Origin of the sequence: Microbacterium sp., assembly GCF_047602155.1 — a bacterium.
In the GTDB taxonomy this organism is placed as follows: domain Bacteria; phylum Actinomycetota; class Actinomycetes; order Actinomycetales; family Microbacteriaceae; genus Microbacterium.
The window spans coordinates 1,349,595-1,374,601 of record NZ_JASGHZ010000001.1 but is presented as its reverse complement, the minus strand read 5'-3'; the positions used below and the strand labels follow the sequence as shown (position 1 = coordinate 1,374,601).

Here is a 25,007-nt window from a genome sequence, read left to right as displayed (position 1 = left end):
AGACGCAGCATCGGGGACTCACAGCAAGCGCCACGATCGCGGCGGCTACGCTGAGACGACTCGACCCGTAGAGCAAGCGAGCGCCCCACATGGATCTGTCCGTCATCGTTCCGACCTTCAACGAAGGTCCGAACATCGGCGAACTCGTGCGCCGCATCGGCGCGGCGCTCGACGACGCCGGCCCCGTCTCGTTCGAGGTGATCTTCGTCGACGACTCGACCGATGACACCCCGGTCATCATCCAGGCGGTGGCGGATACCGCCCCCTTCCCGGTCCGGCTCGTCCACCGCGACGACCCGGTCGCGGGCCTGGGCGGAGCGGTCGTCGAGGGTGTCCGCCTCGCCGCATCGCGGTGGTGCCTGATCATGGACGGCGACCTGCAGCACCCGCCGGAGGACATCCCGCGCCTGCTCGCCCGCGCCGGCCACGGCGATGTCGACGTCGTCGTCGCCTCGCGCTACGCCGCCGGCGGCACCTCGGGGGGTCTCGCCGACCGCACCCGCGTGGCCGTCTCGCGCGTCTCGACGCTGCTCACGAAGTCGATGTTCCCGCGCAAGCTGCACGGCTGCTCCGACCCGATGACGGGCTTCTTCCTCATCGACCGCGACGCCGTCGACCTCGACCAGCTGCACCCGCGCGGCTTCAAGATCCTGCTGGAGATGCTCGCTCGCCGCCAGCTGCGCATCGCCGAGGTGCCGTTCGCGTTCGCCGATCGGTTCGCGGGCGAGTCGAAGGCGTCGTTCACGCAGGGCATCCGGTTCCTGACCCAGCTGACGATGCTGCGCTTCGGCCGCATGTCGGCGTTCGCCCTCGTCGGCGGCGTCGGCGCCATCGCGAACCTCGTCATCATGTGGGGGCTCATCCGCCTGGGCATGGAGTACATCGTCGCCGCGGTCATCGCGAGCGAGCTGACGATCATCGGCAACTTCCTGCTGCTGGAGTACCTCGTCTTCGCCGACATGCGCGCCGAGTCGGGCCGGATGCGCTGGCGGTTCCTCAAGTCGTTCACGTTCAACAACGTCGAGGCGCTGGCGCGCATCCCGCTCATGGCCGTGCTGGTGGAAAGCGCGCACCTGCCGAGCATGCTCGCCGCCGCGCTGACCCTCGTCGCCGCGTTCGCCGTGCGCTTCGTGTTCCACGCGCTGGTCGTCTACGCCCCCCAGCGCGCGACGGTGGATGCCGCGGTCAGCGCCGGCGTCGCGCCAGAGGTGACAGCATCCGTCGCGGCATCCGTCGACGACGTCGAACCGGTGGGGCGCCGGCTCGACTCCTGACGCATCGGCAGAGCGCGACTACCCTGGAACCATGACCGACTCCGACCAGACCATCACGATGTTCGGCGCCCAGTGGTGCAGCGACTGCCGCCGCACCAAGGCGCAGCTCGACGGCCTCGGCATCGCCTACACGTACGTCGACCTCGAGGCCGATCCGGCCGCCGCCGACGTCGCGCGGGAGATCTCCGGCCGCACCAACATCCCCGTCGTCGTGTACCCCGACGCCACCCACCACGTCGAGCCGTCGAACGCCGACGTCGAGGCCAAGCTCCGCGCCCTCGCCCTCCTCTGACCCGCCGATGGCGTTCGGGGAGCGCACATGGTTCCCGAATCGGCGTTTTCGGAGCCATTCACGCTCCCCGAACGCCGGGATGAGCCGCCGTAAGCTGGGCGCATGGGGAGACTGACGCGGACCGCCGTCTCGACGTACGCGGTCGGCTCGATCGGCACCGGCGGCTTCGCGACGCTGCCGGGGCTCGTGCTCACGTACTACCTCACCGACAACCTCGGCGTGACGGCCCTGCTGGCGGGCGTCATCGTGACGGTCGCGAAGGTGTGGGACGTCGTCATCGACCCGGTCATCGGCGCGCTCTCCGACGCCGACCTCGCCCGGCACGGCTCGCGTCGGCGGCTCATGCTCGTCGGCGCCCTGTCGCTGCCGGTACTGTTCGCCCTCACCTTCGCCGTGCCCCCGGCGCTCGGACCCGCGGTGGGGGCGATCTGGGTGCTGATCGCCTTCCTGCTGACGGCCACGGCGTTCAGCCTGTTCCAGGTGCCCTACATCGCCCTGCCCGCCGAGCTCACCGACCGCTACGACGAGCGCACGCGCCTGCTCACGTGGCGCGTCGTCGTGCTGACGTTCGCGATCCTGCTGTTCGGCGCCGGCGGCCCGCTGCTGCGCAAGGCCACCGGCGACCCCACGACCGGATACCTCCTCATGGGCATCGTCGCGGGCGTCACGATCGGCCTCGGGATGCTGGTGTCCACCGCCGTCGCCCGCCACGGCCTGCGCACGCGCTCGGCCGCCACGAGCACCGCAGCCGACCCCGCCCGCCCCGAGCCCGGCACGAACGCCGGGGCGACGGGAGGCGGTATCCGGGACAACTTCCGCGCGGCCTTCGAGACGCTGCGCCGCAGCCAGCCGTTCCGCGCCCTGCTGCTGACGTTCGTGCTGCAGGCGCTCGCGACGGGGCTCATGCTCGCGGGCGCACAGTACCTCGCCACCTGGGTGCTGCGCTCCGAGGATGCCGTCACCCTCCTGTTCGTCGCCCTCATCGCGCCGGCCCTCGTCGCGGCGCCCGCGTGGGGCGTGCTGGCGCGCCGCATCGGCAAGGAGCGCGCCTTCGCGCTGGCGGGCCTGCTGTTCGCCGTCGCGGCACTGACCACCGTGGCCGCGCTGTGGGCGCCGGGCGACTGGATCTACGCGTCGGTCGCCGTCGCGGGCGTCGCGTACGCCGGCATGCAGTCGCTGCCGATGGCGATGCTCCCCGACGTCATCGGCCACGACGCGCGGCGGCACGGGCCGGGCCGGGCCGGCGCCTTCGGCGGCGTGTGGACGGCCGGCGAGACGACGGGCTTCGCGCTCGGCGCGACGGCCCTGGCGATCGTGCTCGCCGCGACCGGGTACGTCGAGCGCACGGCGGGTGCCGCGATCACCCAGCCGGATGCCGCCGTCACCGGCATCGTCCTCTCCTTCAGCGTGCTGCCGGCCGCGCTCGTGCTGCTGAGCCTCGTGCCGCTGGCCCGCTACCGCCTGCGCCGCGACGACATCGAGTAGCCCGGGGCATCCTGCTCGCCGTCACAAAGTGCCGCCTGAACCGGCAGATTGCGACAGGGGAACGGCGTTCGGTCACGAGCCCCTCATCCTTCGGTCGCGGCGAATTGCGGGTCACGGCGACGCGCACCCGCAAGATGCCGAGACTGAAACCGGCCCCTCATCCTTCGGTCGCGGCAAATTGCGGGTCACGGCGACGCCCACCCGCAGGATGCCGCGACTGAACCCCGCGACGGTACCCGCAACGGAGCGCTGCTCCGCTGCCACAAAGTGCCGCCGGAGCCGGCAGATTGCGACAGCGGAACCCAGCCGGTCACCGCGCCCAGCCGCGAAGGCGGCGACGGCCACGGCCTCACCACCGCGCGCGGGTGCGCCGTAAGCTGAGGTGTCCCCCTCGAAGGAGAGCGCCGTGGCATCCAGTGTGAAAACGAAGCCTGCCCCGAAGACCGTGGCGATCGCGCTGCCCGATCCGGTTCAGGCGTCCCTCGACGCGGCGATCGCGCAGTTGCAGACCGGCGCGCGCACCTGGAGCCTGCTCACCCGCGGCCAGCGCCGCACGCTGCTGCACCGGGTGCGCGTGGCGACGGCCGCCGTCGCCGCGGAATGGGCCGACGTCGCGGCGACCTCGAAGGGCCTGCCTCCGGGGCATCCGCTGCGCGGAGAGGAGTGGCTGTCGGGGCCGTACGCGGCCCTCGTCGCCCTCGACGCCTACGCCGACACACTCACGGCGCTCGCCCACGGGCGCTCGCCGTTGGCCGGCGCGACCTTCACGCGCGCGCCGGGCCAGCGCACCGCGGTGCACACGTCGCCGCTGAACGCGACCGACGCGCTGCTGCTGTCGGGGTACTCCACCGAGGTGTGGCTGACCCCGGGCGTGACGCCCGAGCAGGCGCAGCGCGAGGCGGGCCTCGGACAGCTCCACCCGTCCGAACCCGGCGGCGTCGGGCTGGTGCTCGGCGCGGGCAACGTCGCCTCCATCCCGTTCCTCGACGTGCTGTACGAGCTGCTGGCGTTCAACCGCGTCGTGATCCTCAAGGTGAACCCGACGCAGGATGCCCTCGTCCCGGTCTTCGAGCGCGCCCTCGCCCCGCTCATCGAACCCGGATTCCTGCGGATCGTCCGCGGCGACGGCGACGTCGGGGCGTATCTCACCCAGCATCCGTCGATCTCGCACGTGCACATCACGGGCTCGGCGGCGACGTTCCGGACGATCCTGTGGGGCGCCGGCTCGGAGGCCGCCGAACGCCGACGCGAGAACCGCCCGCTGCTGCACACGCCCATCTCGGCCGAGCTCGGCGGGGTCTCGCCCATCATCATCGTGCCGGGCACGTGGTCGAAGGCCGACCTGCGCTACCAGGCCGAACACGTCGTCACGATGCGGCTGTACAACAGCGGGCACAACTGCATCGCCGGTCAGGTGGTGCTGCTGTCGGAGGACTGGCCGCAGCGGGCGGACTTCCTCGCCGAGCTGCGCGCCGCCTACGACCGGGCGCCCTCGCGCACCGTCTGGTACCCGAACAGCCAGTCCCGACTCGACGCGGCGCGCGCCGACTATCCGGATGCCGCGTGGTGCGGCGGCGGCACGCGCGCGCTCATCGAGACCCCGGCATCCGGCGCCCGGTCGCTGGAGACGACGGAGTACTTCGCGCCCGTCCTGGGCGTGGTGACGCTGCAGGGCACGGGCCAGGAGTTCGTCGACGCGGCCGTCGCGCACGCCAACGAGCACCTGACCGGCACGCTCGGCGCCAACGTGCTGATCGACCCCGCGACGCAGGCCGCGCTCGGCCGCGACTTCGAGCGCGCGATCGCCGACCTGCGCTACGGCACGATCGCGATCAACGCGTGGACCGCGTTCGGGTTCCTCACGCCGACCGCGACGTGGGGCGCGTTCCCGGGCGGGACGATCCAGGATGCCCCGAGCGGCATCGGCGTCGTGCACAACGCGCTGCTGCTCGACCACGTCGAGCGCACCGTCGCGCGCGGGCCGTTCCGGCCGTTCCCGCGATCGGTCGGGTCGGCCGTGCGGGCGCGCGGGCTGTCGGTGCTGCCGAAGCCGCCGTGGTTCGTCACGTCGCGCACGGGGGCCGCGGTCTCGGAGGGCTTCACCCGGTTCCGCATCGACGGCGACTGGGCGAAGCTGTCGGTCGTGCTCGCGAAGGCGTTCGGCGCATGAGCGGGGCGCGACCGCGCGTCAGCGCCGGCGCCGTAGGGCGGGGCACCGACCTCGAGGCCGACTACATCGTCGTCGGGGCCGGTTCGGCGGGTGCGGCGCTGGCCGCACGGCTGAGCGAAGACCCCGCCGTCTCGGTGCTGCTGTTCGAGGCCGGGCCGGTCGACCGTGCGCTCGAGCTGCACGTGCCCGCGGCGTTCTCGACGCTGTTCCGCGGCGCATACGACTGGAACTACGACACCGTGCCGCAGAGCGAACTGGAGGGCCGCACGGTGTACTGGCCGCGCGGCAGGACGCTCGGCGGGTCGTCGTCGCTCAACGCGATGATGTGGGTGCGGGGCTTCGCCGCCGACTACGACGAGTGGGCGACGGTCGCCGGCGATGCCTGGTCGTGGCAGGGGCTCGAGCCCTACTTCCGCCGAGTCGAGGGGACGCAGGGTGCGACCGACCACGCCCACGGCACCGGCGGACCGCAGGCCATCGAGCCGCAGCGCGATCCGCGGCCGCACACGGCGGCCTTCCTGACGGCGGCGCGCGAGCTGGGGCATCCGGTCACGGCCCCGAATCTTCCCGCCGGCCAGGGATTCTCGCAGACCATGGTGACGCAGCACCGCGGCGCCCGCGCCTCGACCGCCGACGCGTACCTGCGCCCGGCGCGCCGCCGCGCCAACCTGCGGATCGTGACCGACGCGCTCGTGCGGCGCGTCACCTTCGACACCGCCTCCGGCACCGCGGGGGACGCGCCCCGCGCGACCGGCGTGTACGTCGACGTCGACGGCATCACGCGGCGGGCACGGGCGCGACGCGAGGTGATCCTGTGCGGCGGGGCGATCAACACGCCGCAGCTGTTGCTGCTGAGCGGCATCGGGCCGGCCGAGCAGCTGGCGGAGCACGGCATCCGGGTGCTCGTCGATGCGCCCGAGGTCGGGGCGAACCTGCAGGACCACCTCGTCGCGGGCCTCGCTCCCGCCGCGCAGGGCGGCACGCTGTACGGCGCGCAGAAGCCCGCGCAGCTCGCGCGCTACCTGTCCGCGCGGAGGGGGATGCTGACCTCGAACGTCGCCGAGGCCTACGGGTTCGTGCGCACCGCGGTCGCCTCCTCGTCGGGCATGGCCGACGGGCTGCCCAGTGGACTTCCCGATGTCGAGATCATCTTCGCCGCCGCGCCCTACGTCGGCGAAGGGCTCGTGCCGCTGCCCGCGGAGGGGATCACGGTCGGGGCGATCCTGCTGCGGCCGCGCAGCCGCGGCACGATCCGGCTCGCCTCGTCCGATCCGACGGATGCCGCCGTCATCGACCCGGCCTACCTCACCGACCCCGACGGGATCGATGCCGCGACCCTGCGCGCCGGGCTCGCCGAGTGCGAGCGGCTCCTCGCGACCGACGCGCTGCGCGCCGTCACGACGGGCGGCTGGGTGCAGCCTGCGGGCGGCGAGGCGATGACCGCCGACGAGCGCGACGAACTGTCGCTGCGGCGCTACGCGCACACGCTGTACCACCCGGTCGGCACGGCGCGGATGGGAGTGGATGCGGCATCCGTCGTCGACCCCGACCTGCGCGTGCGGGGGGTTCTCGGGCTGCGGGTGGCGGATGCCTCGGTCATGCCGACGATCATCCGCGGCCACACCAACGCCCCCGCGATCGTCATCGGCGAGGTCGCCGCGGACCTCGTCCGCGGCCCGCGCTGACCCGCCCGGCGGTTCGGCGGCTCCGCCGCCGCCGCGCGCTCGCGCCCCCGCACCGTCAACACTCAGTCGCGGCAAACTGCGAGTGCCCGGCACACGCACCCACAAAACGCCGCGACCGAACCTGGGGAGCATCCTCCCCGGGTCAGGCAGGCAGGTCAGCGCGCGCGGCGACCTGTGCCGTTGGGGCGGACGACCGAGCCGACCATGAGCTTGCCGCCGGTGCCGCCACTGTGGCCGGCGCGACGGCCCGCGGTGCGCGCGTTGCCGGATGCCGCGGGCTGCGCCTGGCGCTGGCCGTGAGCCTGGCCGCCCTGGCCGCCGCTCCCGCGCGCGTGCTCGACGCGGTGCTCACCGGCGGCGCCGGAACGCTGTCCGGCCGGGCGGCCCGAGCGATCCTGAGCCGGGCGGCCGGAGCGATCCGTGCGGGGCTGGCCGCCGCGGGCGGCATCCGAACCACGACCGCCGCCGCGGGCGGCATCCGAACCACGACCGCCGCCGCGGGCGGCATCCGAACCGCGACCGGTAGCGCCGGCCCGGCCGGCCTCGCCGCCGCGGCCCGAACCGCCGCGCCCCGAGCCACCCGCGTCGCGGGCGGCGCGCTTGCGCTGGGCGTTGGCGCCCTGGCTGCGACCGCCGCCGCGCGGCACCTCCGCCTTCGGCGCGGGAGCGACGTAGGGCGCCACCTCGCCGACCAGCTCCGTCACCGCAGGCGAACCGGCATCCACGGTCACCGGCACGGCCGCGATCGCGGCCTTGCGCAGCAGATCCTTGACGTCCTTCTCCTGACCGGGCAGCACGAGCGTCACGACCGAGCCCTCGGCGCCGGCGCGAGCGGTGCGGCCCGAGCGGTGCAGGTACGCCTTGTGCTCCATCGGCGGATCGACGTGGATCACCAGTTCGACATCGTCGACGTGCACGCCGCGAGCGGCCACGTCGGTGGCGACCAGGACGCGAGCCGCACCCGACGCGAATGCCGCGAGGTTGCGGTCGCGCTGCGGCTGCGACAGGTTGCCGTGCAGGTCGACCGACGGGATGCCCTGCGCCGTCAGCTGCTGCGCGAGCTTCTTGGCGTGGTGCTTCGTGCGCATGAACAGGATGCGTCGCGACGTGCCCGACGCGAGCGTGCGCACGAGCTCCTTCTTCGCGTCGACCGACGCGACGTGGAACACGTGGTGGGTCATTGCGGCCACCGGAGAGTGCGCCTCGTCGACGGAGTGCAGCACCTCGTTGCGCAGAAAGCGGCCGACGAGCTTGTCGACGCCGTTGTCCAGCGTGGCGCTGAACAGCATCCGCTGTCCGCCCTGCGGCGTCTTGTCGAGGATGCGCGTCACCGACGGCAAGAACCCGAGGTCGGCCATGTGGTCGGCCTCGTCGATGACGGTGATCTCGACGGCATCCAGCTTGACGAAGCCCTGCTGCATGAGGTCTTCGAGGCGACCCGGGCAGGCGACGACGATGTCGACACCGGCCTTCAGCGCCGCGACCTGGCGGTTCTGGTTGACGCCGCCGAAGATCGTCGTGGTCTTCAGGCCATAGGCCGCGGCGAGCGGCTCGAGGGTCGCGTTGATCTGCGTCGCCAGCTCGCGCGTGGGCGCGAGGACGAGACCGAGGATGCGGCCCGCGCGGCGCGATCCGCCGGCGAGGGCGCCGCCGAGGCGGGCGGCCATCGGGATCGAGAAGGCCAGGGTCTTGCCCGAGCCGGTCTTGCCGCGACCCAGCACGTCGCGGCCGGCGAGCGTGTCGGGCAGCGTGTCGACCTGGATCGGGAACGGGGTGGTCTTGCCGTCGGCGGCGAGCACGTCGACGAGCGGAGCGGGCAGGCCGAGCGTGCGGAAAGTCATGTCAGTCATGGGAGTGTTTCTGGGCAGGGATGCCCGGATCGGTGGCCTCTGCGCGGATGCGCACAGGGTCGCCGTACGAAGAATGTCAGCCGATCATCCGGTCGGGGCCGGGCGGCGAGGGAAGCGTTCTACGACGCGAGCGCACCGGAGTCGGTGCGGCAAGTACGTCCAGTCTAGCAGTCGGGGCGCACGAGCCCGACTGTCGAGGTCGGCCGAGTGGCAGCAGCGACCGGTCCCGCGTTGGTGTGCCCCAAAAGCAGGGTCAAATGGACCTGACCCCGCGCTTGCGGACACCGAACCCCATCTCACCCTGCTTTTGGTACGCGCGGCGGCCGTATCGAAGCGGTCAAGACCCCGACGCACCCGGCCGCGGGCTACGCGGCGAAGCGGTCGGTGGCCGCGCGCAGGGCGCGGGCGATGCCCGGCTCGGTCGCGGAGTGCGACGCGTCCGGCACGACGACGAACTCGGCCTCGGGCCACGCCCGGTGCAGATCCCACGCGGTCATGATCGGCGTGCACACGTCGTAGCGGCCCTGCACGATCACGGCCGGAATCTGCCGCAGCACCCCGACGTCCTCGATCAGCTGCCCCTGGCGGAACCAGCCCTCGTGCAGGAAGTAGTGGTTCTCGATGCGCGCGAAGGCGACGGCATCCGCCACCGCGGTCATGGATGCCACCAGCTCCGCATCCGGCAGCAGCGTCAGCGTCGCCGCCTCCCACGTCGTCCACGCCAGCGCCGCCGGCTCGTGCACCGCAGGGTCGGGGTCGGACAGCCGCCGGTGGTACGCCTCGATCATGCGCGAGCGCTCCAGCACGGGGATCGGTGCGAGGTAGTGCTCCCACAGGTCGGGGAACAGCGCCGACGCCCCGCCCTCGTAGAACCACTCCAGCTCATGCCGGCGCAGCGTGAAGATGCCGCGCAGCACGATCTCGGTGACGGCGTCGGGGTGCGACTGCGCGTAGGCCAGCGCCAGCGCCGACCCCCACGAGCCTCCGAACACCTGCCACCGCTCGACCCCGAGGTTGCGGCGCAGCAGCTCGAGGTCGGCGACGAGGTGCCACGTCGTGTTGTAGCGCAGGTCGGCGTCGTGCGCGCTGACGTGCGGCGTCGACTTGCCGCAGCCGCGCTGGTCGAACAGCACGATGCGATAGCGAGCCGGGTCGAAGAACCGCCGGTGCCACGGCGACGTCCCCGCGCCCGGGCCGCCGTGCAGGAACACGACCGGCTTGCCGTCGGGGTTGCCCGACTGCTCCCAGTAGATCCGCTGCCCGTCGCCGGCCAGCAGGTACCCCGTCTCGTACGGCTCGATCTCGGGGTACAGGATCTCGTCGAGGTGCGCCGGCCCGTTCACAGCTGGCTCCCCGAGACGGCGAAGGTGTCGCACGCGCCGAGCCCGGACTTATACCCGGTCGCGAACCAGCGCTGGCGCTGCTCGCTGGAGCCGTGCGTCCAGCTCTCCGGGTTGACGGAGCCGGACTGCTGCTGGATGTGGTCGTCGCCGACGGATGCCGCGGCGTTCAGCGCGTCGCGCAGCTGCGCTTCGGTGGGCTGCTGCAGGTAGGCGACGCCGTTGCCGTCGGTCACGGTGGCGGCATCGGCGATCCACGCGCCGGCGAAGCAGTCGGCCTGCAGCTCGGTGCGCACGCCGTTGCTCGCGGGCCCGGTGCCATTGCTCGGATACTGGTCCATGATCCCCATGATCTGCTGGATGTGGTGGCCCCATTCGTGCCCCACGACGTAGAGCTGGGCGAGGTTGCCGGCCTCGGCGCCGAACTGCGAGCGCAGCAGGTCGAAGAACGTGGGATCGATGTAGACCGTCTCCTCGGGCGGGCAGTAGAACGGCCCGGTCGCGTTCGATGCCGTGCCGCACGCGGTGGAGGTCTGCCCGTCGACGATGACCAGCTGCGGGGAACGGTAGTTCTGCACCTGCTGCTCCCAGTACCCGTCGAGCACGAGCTGGGCCGCGGCGATGCGGCAGTCGATGTTCGCGTTGGCGTCGGCGCCGGTCTCGCAGTTCGCGACCTCGGTGCCGGCGCCCTGCTGCGCGGTCTGCGTGCCGGCGTCGCCGCCGAGCAGGCTCGCGAAATCGCCGCCCGTGACGAGGTTGAGGATGATCACGACGATCGCGCCGAGACCGACGACACCGCCGCCGGCGACGGCGGTGGTCCGGCCGCGGCGCTTGGCGGTGTTCCCTCCGACATCGGCGTTGTTGTTGAAGGTCATGCGCTCACCGTATCGCGAGAGGCGCCCGTAGGCTGGGAAGATGGATGCCACGACCGTCACCGTGACCGGGGCCGGCGGCCAGATCGGCTACGCGCTGCTGTTCCGCATCGCCTCGGGGGCCATGCTCGGCCCCGATCGCCCGGTGCGCCTGCGGCTGCTGGAGATCCCGCAGGGTCTGCGGGCCGCCGAGGGGACGGCGCTCGAGCTGCAGGACTGCGCGTTCCCGCTCCTGCGGGGCGTCGAGATCACCGACGATCCGCGCACGGCGTTCGACGGCGCGAACGTCGCGATGCTCGTCGGCGCCCGCGCGCGCACCGCGGGGGTGGAACGCGCCGACCTCCTCGCGGCCAATGCGGGCATCTTCGGCCCGCAGGGCGCGGCGCTGAACGAGGTCGCCGCCGCCGATGTCCGCGTCGTCGTGGTGGGAAACCCCGCCAACACGAACGCGCTGATCGCCGCGGCATCCGCCCCCGACATCCCCGCCGACCGCTTCGGCGCCCTCACGCGGCTCGACCACGACCGGGCGCTCGCCCAGCTGGCGGCGAAGCTGCGGGTCGCGCCCGACCGCATCCGCGACGTCACGATCTGGGGCAACCATTCGGCGACGCAGTTCCCCGACGTCGCGCACGCGACCGTCGGCGGCCGGCCGGTGACCGAAGCGCTCGCCGAGGCGCTCGGCGGGACGGATGCCGCCGCCTCCTGGCTCGACGACGAGTTCATCCCGCGGGTGGCAAAGCGCGGGGCGGAGATCATCGCCGTGCGCGGCTCGTCGTCGGCGGCATCCGCCGCCAACGCCGCCGTCGCGCATGTCCGCGACGCCGTGCGCGGCACCGGCGACCGCGGCTGGACCAGCGCGGCTCTCGTCTCGCACGGCGAATACGGCGTGCCGGAGGGTCTCGTCTGCTCGTTCCCTGTGACAAGCGCCGGCCCCGTGACGAGCACCGGCGACGGCTACCGCATCGTCGAAGGGGTCCCGCTCGACGCCCGCGGCCGCGCCCGGCTGCAGGCCTCGGTCGACGAGCTGATCGCCGAGCGCGACGCGGTGCGGGCGCTGGGGGTGATCTGACGCCGATGGACATGCTGCTCGTCATCCTGATCGGCGTCGTCGCGGTCGCCGTCGTGACCGCGCTCGCGCAGAAGCTCGGCGTCGCCGGCCCCCTGCTGCTGGTCGCGCTGGGGCTCGTCGTCGGCCTCATGCCGTTCGTCGACGTGCCCGAGATCGACCCCGACCTGATCCTCGTCGGCGTCCTCCCGCCGCTGCTGTACGCCGCGGCCGTGCGGCTGCCGGCGATCGAGTTCCGCCGCGACCTCGCGCCGATCTCGGGGCTCGCGGTGCTGCTCGTGGTCATCACGGCGCTGATCCTCGGCTGGTTCTTCTCGCTCGTCATCCCCGACGTCGGATTCCCGCTCGGCGTCGCGCTCGGCGCCATCCTGAGCCCGACCGATGCCGTCGCCACCGGCATCACCAAGCGCCTCGGCATCTCGCCCCGCGTGACGACGATGCTCGAGGGCGAGAGCCTGCTCAACGACGCGACCGCCCTCGTGCTGCTGCGTACGGCGATCATCGCCGTCGCGGGGACGTTCGCCTTCGGCAGCGCGCTCGGCAGCTTCGTCTGGGCCGTCGTCATCGCCATCGTCATCGGCGGCGTCGTGGGGTTGGTCGCCATGCGGCTGCGCGCGTGGGTGCACAACTCGGCGGCGAGCACCGCGATCGCCTTCACGGTGCCGTTCCTGGCGTACCTGCCGACCGAGCATCTGGAGGGGTCGGGCCTGGTGGCCGCGGTGATCGCCGGCATCGTCGCCGGGCAGGGCGCCCAGAGGTGGCTGACGCCCGAACAGCGGCTGTCCGACGAGGTCGTCTGGCGCACCGTCGAGCTGGTGCTCGAGGGCGGCATCTTCCTCATCATGGGTCTCGAGCTCGACCAGATCGTCACCGATGTCGTGAGCCGCCACGAGGGCATCGTGCTGCCGACGCTCGTCGCGCTGACGGCGCTCGTGATCGTGCTCGCCGTGCGCGCCGGCTACGTCGCCTTCCTCCTGTGGCTCGGCCGCTATCGCGTCGGACGCATGGACCGCGAGCGCTACGAGGCGATGGATGCCCGGCTCGACGCCCTCGCCGAGCACGACTGGTCGCAGCCCAGCGAACGATTCGGCAAGACCGCGCACCCCTCGCCCGAGCGCACGCAGCGGCGCATCGGGTCGATGCGCACGCGCGTCAGCAGGGCGCTCGCCGACTTCGACTACTACCAGTCGACCCCGCTCGGCTGGAAGCACGGCACCGTCATCGTCTGGGCGGGCATGCGCGGCGTCGTCACGCTCGCCGCGGCGCAGACCCTGCCGCGCTCGATCGATGACCGGCCGATCCTCATCTACATCGCCTTCCTCGTGGCGCTCGTGAGCCTCATGCTGCAGGGGTTCACCCTGCCCTGGGTCGTGCGAAAGCTCGATCTGCACGACCCCGCCGACGCCGATGGCGACGGCGGCCAGCAGGCGAGGCTGGATGCCGAGCTGCAGACGGCCGCGGCATCCGCCATCGCGGCGGGCGACTTCCGCCGGCGCGACGGCACGGCGTTCGACCCCGCCGTGCTCGCACGGCTGAGCGCCCGCTACACGAAGCCGCCCACCGACGAGGACACCGCCTTCGCCCGCGACATGCTCGAACTGCGGCTCGCCGTCGTCGAGGCCCAGCGCACCCGGCTCACCGCCCTCAGCTCGGGCGGCACGTTCAGCAGCCACACCCTGCGCCACACCCTCGCCGAACTGGATGCCGAGCAGCTCAGCCTCGAACTGCGCCTGCGCGACTGAGGCCTGCGCCGATCGGCGCGGTGCGCGAGAATGGATGCCGTGACCACCGAGCCCCCCACCGACCGCAGCCCGGCCGACTACGCCGAGTCCGTCGCACTGCCCGCGACGACCGAGGCCGTGCCCACGGTCGTGTCGGGCACCGACTGGTGGGCGGCCCGGCCCGCCGGGTCGCGCCTGGTCGGGCTCGTGGTCGCCCGCGACGACCTGCCCAGCGTCATCGCGCAGCGCGACGCCCTGTCGCAGTTCGGCGTGCCGATCGAGGGGTTCCGGCATCCCGCCCCCGAGATCGGCGAGAGCTGGTCGGAGCGGCTCACGCGCCTGTTCGGGCGCCTGGCCTCGGGCGATGTCGTCGTGGTCGCCGACAAGCACGCCCTCGGCCGGACGGTCGACGAGGAGGCGCACGCCATCGCCGAGCTGCGGGGCCGCGGCATCATCGTGAAGGTGCTCGGCCACACCCGCTGACCCCACGGGGTTCGGTCGCGGCGATCTGCGGGTCCGACGTGAGCCCATCCGCACTTCGCCGCGACCGAATCGCGTCGGCGGCGCGGGTCAGGGGCCGTCGGGCTCCTGCGGTTCGTCCAGCAGCGGCAGGTCGTCGCGGGTCACGAGGCGCGAGGCGACGGCGTACTCCACGAGACGGGCGCGCCGGTTGGTCGCCGACGCCGTGACGCCGCCGCGCAGGCCCGGCACGCCCTGGCGGTCGAGCTTGTCGCAGACGTTGTCGAGCTTGCGGTTGAAGCGGGTGAGGCTCCAGCCGAGGCGCTGCGCCGCCGCCGCCGAGCTCGGCAGCTCGCTCATGCCGGTGCCGTCGCGGCGCAGCACGGGTTCGGCGAGCGCGACGACCAGCAGCCTCTGACTCGTCGTCATCGGCACCGCGCCGATGGTCGACAGGCCGCCGTCGTCGGGCGCGGGGCGGGTCTCGCGGAAGGCCGGCTGCGCCGTGTGCACCGACAGCTCGTACGTCGTCGGGCCGGCGCTGAACACGACCGTCGTGACGCCGAACACGAGGGGCAGCCGCGCGCCGGGGGCCAGCTGCGCCTGCACGCGTCCCTCGGTGTCGGTGACGGTCGCCGACAGGCGCGTGCCGATGTTGACGAGCCACCACAGGCCGCTGGACTGCTCGATCGACAGGAACTGCCGGTGCAGGAACCGGTTGTCGTCGATCGCGAAGTCGCCCTCGCGGCCGATCGTGAACCGCGCGCCGGCGGGGACCGTGACGTACTCGCCGGCGAACTCGACGGTCACGTCCGAACGGGATGCGCCCGCGGCGACCGCGCCCGGCGGCGGCACGGTGTCTTCGACGTCGGTCATGGCGTGCACCCCCGCACTTCGTCGCCCGCACCGCCGCCGGCCCGCCGGAGGGTGACGGCGATGCAGGTCTTGCCCGCGGCATCCATCGGGAGCGTCACGGTCGGCTCGCTCGTGGCGTCGGCCTGGCCGTCGCCGTCGAGCGTGTACGGATACCAGAGGTACGTGTCGCCGTCCTGCGGGTCGGGGTTGGTCCACGTGAAGACGGCGTCGGAGCCCTGCACGCTGCCGGTGAGGTCGGTCACGACCGGGACGAGGCCGTCGGTCGGGTCCTGCGGCGCGACGGATGCCGACTCCTCCGGCTCGGGCACGGGTGGCGCGAGCAGGCTCGCCGCCGTCGCGACACCCCCGACGACGAGCACGGCCGCCGCGACGCCGATCCACAGGCCGCGGCGGGAGCGCGGGGCGGCATCGGTGGCGGCCGGGGCGGGAGTCGCCCCGTCGCCGTGCGGGGGGATGCCGCCGACGAGGGGGGCGGCACCGGGGGTGGGAGCGGCGGTGGGAGCGGCGGTGGGAGCGGAGGATGCGGGCGCGCGGCGGATCGTCGCGGACGTGTCGTCGACGGGCGGGGCGGGGACCGCCGTGATGGGTGCATCGGGCGCGATCGAGACGGGGCCGCGCAGGACGGTCGGGACGTCGGCGGCCTCGACCGCGGCGTCGGCGGCGGCGGCATCCGTCCGCTCCCGGCGGTGGGTCGGGCCGGCGGCCGGCGCCGTCTGCGGCTCGATGCTGACGATGCCGCGGACGCGCGTGAGCTCGCCGTCGGGCTCTTCCGCGTCGTCGTCGTCGGGGGCGTCGTCGAGGATGTCGATCGGGGTGACGGAGTGCGCGAGCTCGATCTGCACGCGCTGCAGCGCGCGGGCGAAGGCGATCGCCGTTTCGAAGCGGTCGGCCGGCCGCTTGGCCATCGCGCGGTCGAGCACGGCCTGCAGGCTCGGCGGGGCATCGGGGCGATCGAGCGGCGGCACCGGCAGGGTCTCGATGCGCTCGATGAGGTCGGCGGCGCCGTTGCGGCCGCCGGGCTGCTCGAACGGCGAGCGGCCGGCCAGCAGCGTGTACACCGTCGCGCCGAGCCCGTAGACGTCGATGGCCACTCCCGAGACCGGTTCGTCGACGAACGCCTCGGGCGGCGACCAGGGGATCGACATCCCGGCCGACGACTCCGCCGCCCCGGCGGTCGTCGCGATGCCGAAGTCGGTCAGCGCCGGACGGTTATATTCCGTGACGAGAATATTCGCGGGCTTGATGTCGCGATGCAGGATGTCGGCGCGGTGCGCCGTCTCGACGGCCGCCGCGACCTGCACGCCGACGCGCAGCGCCTCGGCGACCGAGAACGCCGCGGCGCGCGAACGCGCCTGCAGATTCGGACGCGGACAGTACTCCATGACGAGGTACGGACGGCCGTCGTCGGCCACGCCCGCCTGGTGGATCGTGACGATCGCCGGATGCGTCGACAGCAGCGCCATGACGTTCGCTTCGGCGGCGAACTCGTCGGCGGCATCGCCGGCGAGACGGTCGGCGAGCAGCACCTTGACCGCCACCCGCCGGCGCGGCAGGTGCTGTTCGTACAGGTAGACGTCGGCGAAGCCGCCGGAGCCGAGGACGTCGAGGTACGTGAACCCGGCGAGCACGGGCGGCGGCGCGGGCGGCCGCCGGGCGGCGCTCACGGCAGATCCTCGAAGGTCACGGTGATGCCCTCGCCGATGTCGAGCGCGTCGCCGGAGATGACCAGCGTCGGCTCGTTCGGATGCAGGCGCACCGGCTCTTGGCCCCGGCGCAGCAGCACGGTGCCGTTGGTCGTGCCGAGATCGGAGACCAGCACGTGCTCACCCTCGGCACGGATCTCGACGTGACTGCGCGAGATGTCCTGCTCGGGGCTGTCGACCGCGACGAGCGTCGGCAGTTCCGCCGCCGACGCGCGGGTCGACTTCGGTCGCCGCCCGATGATCACCGGCCGCTCCAGCTCGACGACCCGGCCCGTCGACAGCACGATGCGTCCCCGCGCCGGCCGCCGCGGCGGCACGCTGTCGGTGGAGTCGTACCGTGGTCGGTCGCCGTGCCCCGCGCGCGTCTCACGCACCGAGGATGCCGCCACCGTCTCACCGTCGTGGTCGCCCAGCGGCGTCGGTGTCGGCACCGGCGTGGGCATCGGTGTCGGCGTGACGAGCGCGGGCGCCCCGGCATCCATCATCGGCGCGGCATCCATCGTCGCGATCACGGCGCGGCGGGCGACGGTCTGCCCCCACAGCAGTTCGTACTCATCCGGTGAGACTGGGGCGGTCGTGCCCTCGGTCGCCGTCTGGGCCGAGATCCAGGTGTCGTCCGAGGGGGCAGCCCTCGGGGACACCTCCGTCGCGTCGTCCACCACCGCGCCCGCGGCGTCGGCGGAACCAGCGTCGACATCCATCGAAAACAGGAGATCGTTCGGAGACAGGACGCTTTCGGGCTCCACCGTCCTGTTCTCGACGAATCTCCTGTTTTCGAGTGATGAGCTGGGGGCGGAGGGGGCGGAGGGGGCGGGGGTGGGGGCGAGGGATGCCGTCAGCAGCTCGGCGACGACGATGCCGCTGCGGAGGGGCAGCATGCCGTCGGTGCCATCGGAGGCACCGGCCGCTGAGTCGACACCGGCGCTGGGAGAGGCGTCGCCGCCGCTGGGCGTCGGGGAAGCGCCCTCGGCATCCGTCGGGGAAGCATCAGCGGCAGCCGGCGCGGGCGCGGCGACGGTGACGCCGGTGGCGGCGGGGAAGAAGCACTCGGTCCAGGTGGCGACGCCCTCGCCCGAGACGACGTGGGTCTGCGCGGCGTCCGTGACCTCGACGACGAGGGGGCCGCGCACCGTGACGCGGATGCCGGTGGCCTCCGCCGCGACCAGCGCGAACGGCGGGATGGCGGTGACCGCGGCGCCGAACGCCTCGAACACCTCGACCAGGGCGCCGATGCCCTCGCCGATCCGCTGCCACACGCTCTCGGTGGCGGCGTCGGAGACGTGCGGCGGGAGGAGGGCGACGGCATCCGCGTCGACAGCGAGCCGCCAGCCCGCCGCGCGGGAGGCGGCGGGGCGATAGCGCACCTGCAGCGAACCGGTCATCGGGTGCCTCCCGGGGTGCCGGCACGCGGGCGGGTGTCGCTGTCGGGCTCGTTGCGGCGGGCGCCGGCGGGCGCCGTGTCGAAGACGTCGTCGTGGCCGCCGACGGCGAGCGCATCGACCACGACGGCGGTGATGTTGTCGCGGCCGCCGCGCAGCAGCGCCGCGCGGATCAGGCGCTCCGCGGCCTCTTGCGGGTCGGGCTCGTCGGCGAGGATCTCGCGCAGCTGCTGCGCCGTCAGCTCGCCCGACAGCCCGTCGGAGCACACCAGGATGCGGTCGCCCACCTCCGCCGGCACCATCCAGTAGTCGGCCTGGCCGTCGCTTCCCGCACCGATCGCCCGGGTGATCTCGTTGCGGCGGCGGTCGGAGGCAGCGGCATCCCCCGTGAGCTCGCCGGCGTCGATGAGCTCTTGCACGACGGAGTGGTCGACGCTGATCTGCTCGAGCGCGCCGTGCGCGAAGCGGTAGGTGCGCGAATCGCCGACGTTGACGGTGAGCCAGTAGCCCGCGCCGCCGACATCGGCGATGACGACGCCGCTGAGGGTCGTGCCGGCCGCGCGGCCGTCGCTCGCGATCGCGTCGACGCGCGCCCGTGCCCGCCGCAGCGCGACCCGCATGTCGTCGATGCCGAGACTGTCTGCGCCGCACAGCCGGGCGAACTCGGCGACGACCGCCGCACTCGCCCGATCGCCGGCGTCGTGGCCGCCCATGCCGTCGGCGACGAGGAACAGGGGGGCCTCGGCGAGGAACGCGTCTTCGTTGACCTTGCGGCGCAGGCCCGTGTGGGTGAGGGCGCCGGCGCGCACCTCGATCGGAGCGCCGGTCATGGCGCCACCTCGATCACGACGTGCCGGTCGCCGAACTCCAGCACGTCGCCCATCCGCACGCGCGTGCGCTCACCCGGGACGAGGGGCTCGCGATGGATGCCGCGGCGCACGACGACACCGTTCGTCGAGTGCCGGTCGACGATCCACAGCACGCGTGCATCGCCGTCGGATCCGGGCACCAGCTCGAAGTGCGTCTTCGACAGCGACATGGTCTCGTCGCGGACGGGCACCACCATGGCGCCGGTCTCGGGGACGGGGTTGCGGCCGAAGAGCGTGCGGCCGTAGACGGCCTGGCGGGCGCCGTTGTCCCACGCGAGCCGCGCGAGCGGGCGCTCGCCGGTCGCGATGCGGGTCTGATCGACGCCGTCGATGATCGCGTCCCGGTCGCCCCGCGGGCCGAGACGGCGGGGACCTGGGGCCGGGGGCGGCTCAGGGGCGAACTCGGCAACCGCGGGCGGCTCGGCGGCGGGCGCGATCGTCGTGGGCACGGGCCGTTCCGGCGGTCGCGACTCGGAAGGTCGCCCCGGGTGGGTCACGCCGGGCACGAACGAGATGACGCCGTCCGTCGGCGCTGCCGGCGGTGCCGGCGGTGCCGGCGGTGCCGGGCTCGCGGTGCGCGGCGCGGGGAGCGGGGGGCGCGTGGGCAGCACCGTGTCGTCGAAGGATGCCGTCGTCAGCGCGGATGCCGCGCCGCCCGATACGACGCTGCCCGACCCGGAACCGCCCGGCGCAGAGATCGGCACGGCGCCGCCCGGCGCGGAGATCGGCACGGCGCCGCCCGGCGCGGAGACCGGCACGGCGCTGCCCGGTACGGAGACCGGCACGGGGCCGCCGGGCACGGCACCCGGCGCAGCGCCGCCGGCATCCCTCGCCACCGGGTTCCCCGGCTGCTGCCGAGGCTGTCCGTCGACGCCCGGCATCTCTGGGCGGTCCGGGCGATGACCGGCGACGTCGGGAGCGGCGGCGGAAGCAGCAGCCACGGCGGCAGCAGGAGCCGCGGGAGCACCCGCGACCCCGCGCCCGGCGACGTCGGTCATGACGGCGCCCGCGGCACGGTCGTGCCAGCCCCGCCGCCACGGCGAGGAGTCGAACAGCGGCGAGAACAGGCCGACGACGATCATCGAGCCGAGCGCCCACACCACGTTGCGCAAGAACGCGCGACCGAACCCGATCCGCTCGCCGGCATCCGCCGCGAGCCCCGCGCCCGGCCCGCCGACCGTCTCCCGTGCCAGCCGCAGCCCGAGGGCGCGCATCCCGATCGATCCAGCGCCGCCCTGCATCCACGTGAAGACGAGCAGCCAGCCGACTTCCACGAGGTAGGCGACGGCGACCACGACGTACCAGGACAGCCCGCCCTGCGTCGCGAGCGTGATCCCCCCGAGGATGCCGCCGACCAGCAGCACGATGCACACGGCGATCGCGGCGTCGATGACGTACGCCGCGGCGCGCCGGCCCAGCCGCGCCGGGCTCACGAGGCGGCCCCCGACCGGCCACGCCCCGAGCCGCGCCGCAGCGACCGCAGGCTGAGCCGCGCACGCAGGCGTTGCCACAGGGGTGTGGAGCCTCTCATTCCACCGACGATATCGTCCACCTCGGCCCAGAACGCGTCGACGTCCTCCGGCGCGGGGTCGCCCGGCCCGTACACCTCGACGTCGGCGCGGGTCGCGAGCGCGCTCACGCGGGGCTGATCGAACGCGACGCCCACGACGGCGGCGCTCTCCGCGCGGGTCGCCCCGGCGACGACCGGCGCGCGCAGGTCGACGGCCGAGTCGACGAGCTCGTCCCATCCGCCCGAGATGCGATCGGCGGTGCGCGGGGCGCCGCGGCGGCGCGCCCGGCGGGCGCCCTTGACGGCGCCCATCACGACGAACGGCGCGGCCAGCAGGGCCAGCACCCCGACCCCGATGCCCCCGTACAGCAGCACCGGTCCGAGCCAGTCGATGCCGTTCGCCTCCTCGTCCTCCTGGTCGCGGTCTTCCGCGATCGCGGGCGGCAGGTCGGCGGGCTCCTGCGCGGGCGGCGGCGGCTGCAGCACCTGCGGCTTGGGGTTGGCGCGGGGCTTCGTGTTCTGGTCGTTGGGGGTGTTATCCTCGTCGGGTGTGGGGTCGAACGGCACCCAGCCGTAGCCCTCGAACGCGATCTCCACCCACGCGTGCAGATTGTCGCCGGTCGCGGTGAAGACGCTGCCCGCCTGCTCCCCGGCATCCGGATGCCAGCCCATCACGACCCGGGCCGGCATCCCGAGCTGCGTCGCCATGAGCGCCATCGCGACGGCGTACTGCTCGTCGTCGCCGATGAGCTGGTCGCCGCCGAACAGCGCCGTGATGCGGTTCGCGCCGTGTCCGGAGAGGGAAATGACCTCGCCCTCGAGCCCGTGGCTGAAGAACCCGTCGGTGTGCAGCGCGCTCTCCAGCGCCCGCGCCCGCTCGATGGGGGTCTCGGCGTCGGCGACCGCCTTCGAGGCGAGGTCGGCGATCTTCTCCGGGATGCCGGACTGCTTCGGCATCTTCAGGGCGGCGAACGGGACGCCCGCCAGCGCGGCGTCGCTGGGCAGGTCGGGGATGACGGCGGTGAGCGTGTAGGCGTCGCCGCTGCGCAGCCCCGCCGCGGCGACGGCGGTGCCGGTGGCGTCGTTGAAGTGGGCGGTGCGGGCGAGGTCGGCCGCACGCGGCCCGTCGAACGCGAACTCGCGCGCGGCACCGACGTCGGGCACCCACACGCCGGTGAGGTCGCCGATCTCGACCCGCACGGTCGTGGTGGTCCCCTGCGCCTGCGGCGACATGTTGGAGCGGACGGGAGTGAACGCGCTCGACGAGCCGGCGCCGTCGTCGGCGACGTTGTAGACGATGCCGTTGTAGGCATCCATCGTCGCGAGCCGGATGCGGGCGTCCTCCGGCAGACCCGTCACGGTGAACAGGGTCGCGTCGGCGTCGTCGCGCACGTAGCGGCGGTAGGACTGCAGCGGGCTGGGGTACTGCGTGACGTCGAACGGCGGCACGACGACGTCGCGCAGGATGTAGCGCGGGCCGGGTGCCGCGACGGCGGCCGTGGCGGCGCCGGCACCCGCGGCGACGGCCAGCACGATGCCCCCGGCGACGAGCCGGCGGGTGCGCGAGCTGCGGACGGCGGCGTCGTCGGAGGCCCCGCCGACTCGACCCGCACGGCGGCGCGATCGTGATCCCACGCGCGGCGCAGCGCCAGCCACACCGTCGCGGCGACGGCGAGCACGATGCCCTGCACGAGGGGAGCGGCGGGCTGCGCGACGCCGAGCAGGATCGTCGCGACCAGCACGGCGAGCGCGGGGACCAGCGCCCACGCCGGCGGTCGCGCGCAGCGCGAGGGATGCCGTCAGCACCCCGCCGACGAGGGTCAGGATGAACGGCACGACGAGATGGCCGTCGCCCGCTGCGACCGGCGGCACGGTCGTCAGCAGCTGCTTCCACGACGTGACGACGCCGACGGCGAGCTGCCGCAGCGTGTCGAGCGTCGGGATGACGCCGAGGAGGGCCGTGTGCGGCAGCGCGAGGGCGCCGCCGCAGACGAAGTAGGCGCCGACGGTGGCTCCCGCCAGCGGCAGCACGCCCCCGCGCCGGCCGGCCCACGCGAGGGCGAGCCCCAGCGCGAGCCCGCCGAAACCCGCGACGAGGTACTGCGGGCCGTCGAAGCTCGGCGCGAAGCCGACGATCGACACCGACAGCAGCAGCGCCGCCGCGCCGAGGTCGAGCGCGAGGATGCGGGCGGGGCGGGCGCCCGATGCGGCGCTCATGCCAGCACCTTCCGCACGGCGCGCGGCAGCTGCTCCAGCGTCCCCAGCGTGACGACGTCGGCGTCGCCGATGCCCTTTAGCGCGGGCGCATCGACGCGGGTGTCGGCGACGACCGCCAGCACGCGCACCCCGAACGGCAGGCGGGAGCACGCGAGGCGCAGCTCGGCAGCATCCGTCTTCGAACCGGTGACGAGCACGACGACGGCCGCCTGCGGCGCGTGCGCCGCGACCGCCCCGGCGAGCGCGGCGATGCCGCCCTGCCGCGGACGCGAAGGGCCGAGCAGCGACAGCTCGTCGAGGAAGCGGCGGGCCGTCAGCGAGCGCAGCTGGCCGTGCTGCGTGCGCGCGTCGAGGATGCGCGCGTCGCGCAGCGCGCGCAGCCCCACCGATCCCGCGGTCGAGATAGCGAGCTCGAACTCCTCGGCATCCCGGTATTCGTCGGGATGCGTCGACAGCCCGACGACGAAGTGCGAGCGCCGGGTCTGTTCGTACTGCCGCACCATGACGGCGCCGATGCGGGCCGTCGACTTCCAGTGCACGTGCCGCAGGTCGTCGCCCGGCTGGTACTCGCGCAGCGCGTGGAACGACACGTCGTCGCGCGCGAGGTGCGGCACCGGCAGCCCCTCCAGGTCGCGCAGGTGGCCGAGCGACAGCCCGTCGAGCGAGGTCGTGCGGGGGTGCACGTACAGCTCGACGGCCTGACGGCGGTCGTGGGTGCGTTCGAACAGGCCCAGCGGGTCGCCGCGCCGCACACTCACCGGGCCCACCGACAGCACGCCGCGCGCCGACGTCGGAATCGCGAACAGCTCTTCGTGCACGGCGCCCGGCGCGAGCCGCGGCACCTGGAACACGCCGCGGCCGGGGCCTACCGGCAGCACGACCTCGGACGGGAGGATCGTGCGCGACGTGCCGTTGGTGAGCGTCAGGGCGCCGATGGCGCGTTCGCCGACGACGACATGCGTGCGGGTGAGGTCGAGCCCGACGTCGTAGGTCGTGCGCCCGAAGAGGAACGCCACGCTGAGCGCCAGCACGACGGTGACGACGACGGTGGCGATGAGCAGCTCGATCCAGCCGAACGCGAGGGCGAGCCACCACAGCACGGCGGATGCCGCGATCAGCACGGCGCCGAGCGGACGGATGACGGCGATGACGGAGCGCGCGACGCCCAGGCCCGCGCGCGCGACCGCGTCGACGCGGTCGCGTCGACGTTCGGCGGCCGCCTGCGGCGCGCTGCGCTCTGTCACCGCTGTCACTGCTGTCATCTCAGCTCTCGGCCCTCGCCAGGGGGGCGTCGACGGCGGCCAGCGCACGCTGCACCACGGTCTCGGCGGTGGTGCCGGAGAACTCCGCCTCGGGGTCGAGGACGAGCCGGTGCGCCCACACCGGCACCGCGAGCGCCTTGACGTCGTCGGGCACGACGAAGTGGCGCCCCTGAGCGGCGGCGTACACCTTGGCGATGCGGATCATCGAGATGGCGCCGCGCACCGAGACGCCCAGGCGGGTCGCCTCGGCCTCGCGGGTGGCGTCGACCAACTGCGCGGCGTAGCGGGCAACGGCGGCGTCGACGTGCGCCGTCGCGGCGAGATCGGCCATGTCGGCGACGGCGCCGGTCGTGATGACGGGGCTGAGATGCGACGACGGGTTGCGGTCGACGGCCCCGGCGAGGATGCGCTCGGCGACGGCCAGCGACGGGTAGCCGATCGAGGTCTTCAGCATGAAGCGGTCGAGCTGGGCCTCGGGCAGCTTGTACGTGCCGGACTGCTCGATGGGGTTCTGCGTCGCGATGACCAGGAACGGCCGGCCGACCTCGTGCGCGACGCCGTCGACGGTGACCCGCGACTCCTCCATGACCTCCAGCAGCGCCGACTGCGTCTTCGGCGAGGCGCGGTTGATCTCGTCGGCGAGCACGATCGAGGCGAACACGGGGCCGCGGTGGAACTCGAACCGGTGGTTCTGCTGGTCGTAGATCGTGACGCCGGTCACATCCGAGGGCAGCAGGTCGGGCGTGAACTGGATGCGGGTGCTCGTGCCCTGCACCGACGCGGCGAGCGCCTTCGCCAGGCTCGTCTTGCCGGTGCCGGGGGCATCCTCCAGCAGCACGTGCCCCTCGGCGAGCATCGCCGACAGCACGAGCCCCACGACCTCGCGCTTGCCCAGCAGCGCCTGGTCGACGTTGTCGACGAGGCGCGTGAAGGTATCGCGGAACCAGACCGCCTGTTCCGGGGTCATGCTCATTCGTCCA

General features: G+C 73.6%; 19 protein-coding genes. 8 read left to right on the top strand and 11 right to left on the bottom strand.

Going from position 1 to position 25,007, the window contains the following annotated elements:
* Positions 1-89 precede the first annotated feature (89 nt).
* From QM720_RS06395 to QM720_RS06375, 5 genes are all read left to right on the top strand, one after another.
* Complete coding sequence (locus QM720_RS06395; RefSeq protein WP_415125309.1) at positions 90-1,274, top strand: glycosyltransferase; 1,185 nt, start codon at positions 90-92, stop codon at positions 1,272-1,274.
* A 31-nt stretch (positions 1,275-1,305) separates the two neighbouring features.
* Complete coding sequence (locus QM720_RS06390) at positions 1,306-1,566, top strand: glutaredoxin family protein (RefSeq protein ID WP_415125308.1); 261 nt, start codon at positions 1,306-1,308, stop codon at positions 1,564-1,566.
* 102 nt (positions 1,567-1,668) lie between these two features.
* Complete coding sequence (locus QM720_RS06385; protein WP_415125307.1) at positions 1,669-3,051, top strand: MFS transporter; 1,383 nt, start codon at positions 1,669-1,671, stop codon at positions 3,049-3,051.
* 406 nt (positions 3,052-3,457) lie between these two features.
* Positions 3,458-5,221 (top strand): aldehyde dehydrogenase family protein, encoded by a 1,764-nt coding sequence (locus QM720_RS06380; protein ID WP_415125306.1) that lies wholly within the window; start codon positions 3,458-3,460, stop codon positions 5,219-5,221.
* Entirely contained in the window at positions 5,218-6,906 is a 1,689-nt protein-coding gene (locus QM720_RS06375; protein ID WP_415125305.1) for a GMC family oxidoreductase, read from the top strand. Before QM720_RS06380 ends, QM720_RS06375 begins: the two co-directional genes overlap by 4 nt.
* A 155-nt stretch (positions 6,907-7,061) precedes the next feature.
* Here QM720_RS06375 and QM720_RS06370 read toward each other — a convergent pair whose 3' ends face one another.
* The 3 genes from QM720_RS06370 to QM720_RS06360 all read right to left on the bottom strand — a co-directional run bounded on the left by QM720_RS06370 (position 7,062) and on the right by QM720_RS06360 (position 10,971).
* Entirely contained in the window at positions 7,062-8,756 is a 1,695-nt protein-coding gene (locus QM720_RS06370; RefSeq protein WP_415125304.1) for a DEAD/DEAH box helicase, read from the bottom strand.
* A 365-nt stretch (positions 8,757-9,121) separates the two neighbouring features.
* Positions 9,122-10,099: a prolyl aminopeptidase gene (gene pip, locus QM720_RS06365; protein ID WP_415125303.1), complete on the bottom strand. Its 978-nt coding sequence runs from the start codon at positions 10,097-10,099 to the stop codon at positions 9,122-9,124.
* Positions 10,096-10,971 (bottom strand): neutral zinc metallopeptidase, encoded by an 876-nt coding sequence (locus tag QM720_RS06360; RefSeq protein WP_415125302.1) that lies wholly within the window; start codon positions 10,969-10,971, stop codon positions 10,096-10,098. The genes pip and QM720_RS06360 overlap by 4 nt, the downstream gene beginning before the upstream one ends.
* A 40-nt stretch (positions 10,972-11,011) precedes the next feature.
* Between QM720_RS06360 and QM720_RS06355 the strand changes: the two genes are divergently transcribed.
* The 3 genes from QM720_RS06355 to QM720_RS06345 are packed head-to-tail and all read left to right on the top strand — an operon-like array spanning position 11,012 to position 14,238.
* Positions 11,012-12,037: a malate dehydrogenase gene (locus tag QM720_RS06355; protein WP_415125301.1), complete on the top strand. Its 1,026-nt coding sequence runs from the start codon at positions 11,012-11,014 to the stop codon at positions 12,035-12,037.
* Positions 12,038-12,042: 5 nt separating this feature from the next.
* Entirely contained in the window at positions 12,043-13,776 is a 1,734-nt protein-coding gene (locus tag QM720_RS06350) for a cation:proton antiporter (protein ID WP_415125300.1), read from the top strand.
* A 30-nt stretch (positions 13,777-13,806) separates the two neighbouring features.
* Positions 13,807-14,238, top strand: a complete 432-nt coding sequence (locus QM720_RS06345; RefSeq protein WP_415125299.1) for a dehydrogenase — start codon at positions 13,807-13,809, stop codon at positions 14,236-14,238.
* Positions 14,239-14,325: 87 nt separating this feature from the next.
* Here QM720_RS06345 and QM720_RS06340 read toward each other — a convergent pair whose 3' ends face one another.
* From QM720_RS06340 to QM720_RS06305, 8 genes are read right to left on the bottom strand one after another with little or no spacing between them, the layout of a single operon-like run.
* The gene (locus QM720_RS06340) at positions 14,326-15,087 is read right to left on the bottom strand and encodes a hypothetical protein (RefSeq protein ID WP_415125298.1); all 762 of its coding nucleotides are present in this window, start codon (positions 15,085-15,087) and stop codon (positions 14,326-14,328) included.
* Positions 15,084-16,751 carry a serine/threonine-protein kinase gene (locus tag QM720_RS06335; protein WP_415125297.1) on the bottom strand — a complete coding sequence of 556 codons (1,668 nt, stop codon included), beginning with the start codon at positions 16,749-16,751 and terminating at the stop codon, positions 15,084-15,086. Before QM720_RS06335 ends, QM720_RS06340 begins: the two co-directional genes overlap by 4 nt.
* The gene (locus tag QM720_RS06330) at positions 16,748-18,172 is read right to left on the bottom strand and encodes an FHA domain-containing protein (RefSeq protein ID WP_415125296.1); all 1,425 of its coding nucleotides are present in this window, start codon (positions 18,170-18,172) and stop codon (positions 16,748-16,750) included. Before QM720_RS06330 ends, QM720_RS06335 begins: the two co-directional genes overlap by 4 nt.
* Positions 18,169-18,999 (bottom strand): PP2C family protein-serine/threonine phosphatase, encoded by an 831-nt coding sequence (locus QM720_RS06325; RefSeq protein ID WP_415125295.1) that lies wholly within the window; start codon positions 18,997-18,999, stop codon positions 18,169-18,171. The genes QM720_RS06330 and QM720_RS06325 overlap by 4 nt, the downstream gene beginning before the upstream one ends.
* Positions 18,996-20,471 (bottom strand): RDD family protein, encoded by a 1,476-nt coding sequence (locus QM720_RS06320; protein ID WP_415125294.1) that lies wholly within the window; start codon positions 20,469-20,471, stop codon positions 18,996-18,998. Before QM720_RS06320 ends, QM720_RS06325 begins: the two co-directional genes overlap by 4 nt.
* Entirely contained in the window at positions 20,468-22,765 is a 2,298-nt protein-coding gene (locus tag QM720_RS06315; protein ID WP_415125293.1) for a transglutaminase-like domain-containing protein, read from the bottom strand. Before QM720_RS06315 ends, QM720_RS06320 begins: the two co-directional genes overlap by 4 nt.
* Entirely contained in the window at positions 22,762-24,009 is a 1,248-nt protein-coding gene (locus QM720_RS06310; RefSeq protein WP_415125292.1) for a DUF58 domain-containing protein, read from the bottom strand. The genes QM720_RS06315 and QM720_RS06310 overlap by 4 nt, the downstream gene beginning before the upstream one ends.
* Before the next feature lie 19 nt (positions 24,010-24,028).
* Positions 24,029-25,000 carry an AAA family ATPase gene (locus tag QM720_RS06305; protein WP_415125291.1) on the bottom strand — a complete coding sequence of 324 codons (972 nt, stop codon included), beginning with the start codon at positions 24,998-25,000 and terminating at the stop codon, positions 24,029-24,031.
* Positions 25,001-25,007: the final 7 nt, after the last annotated feature.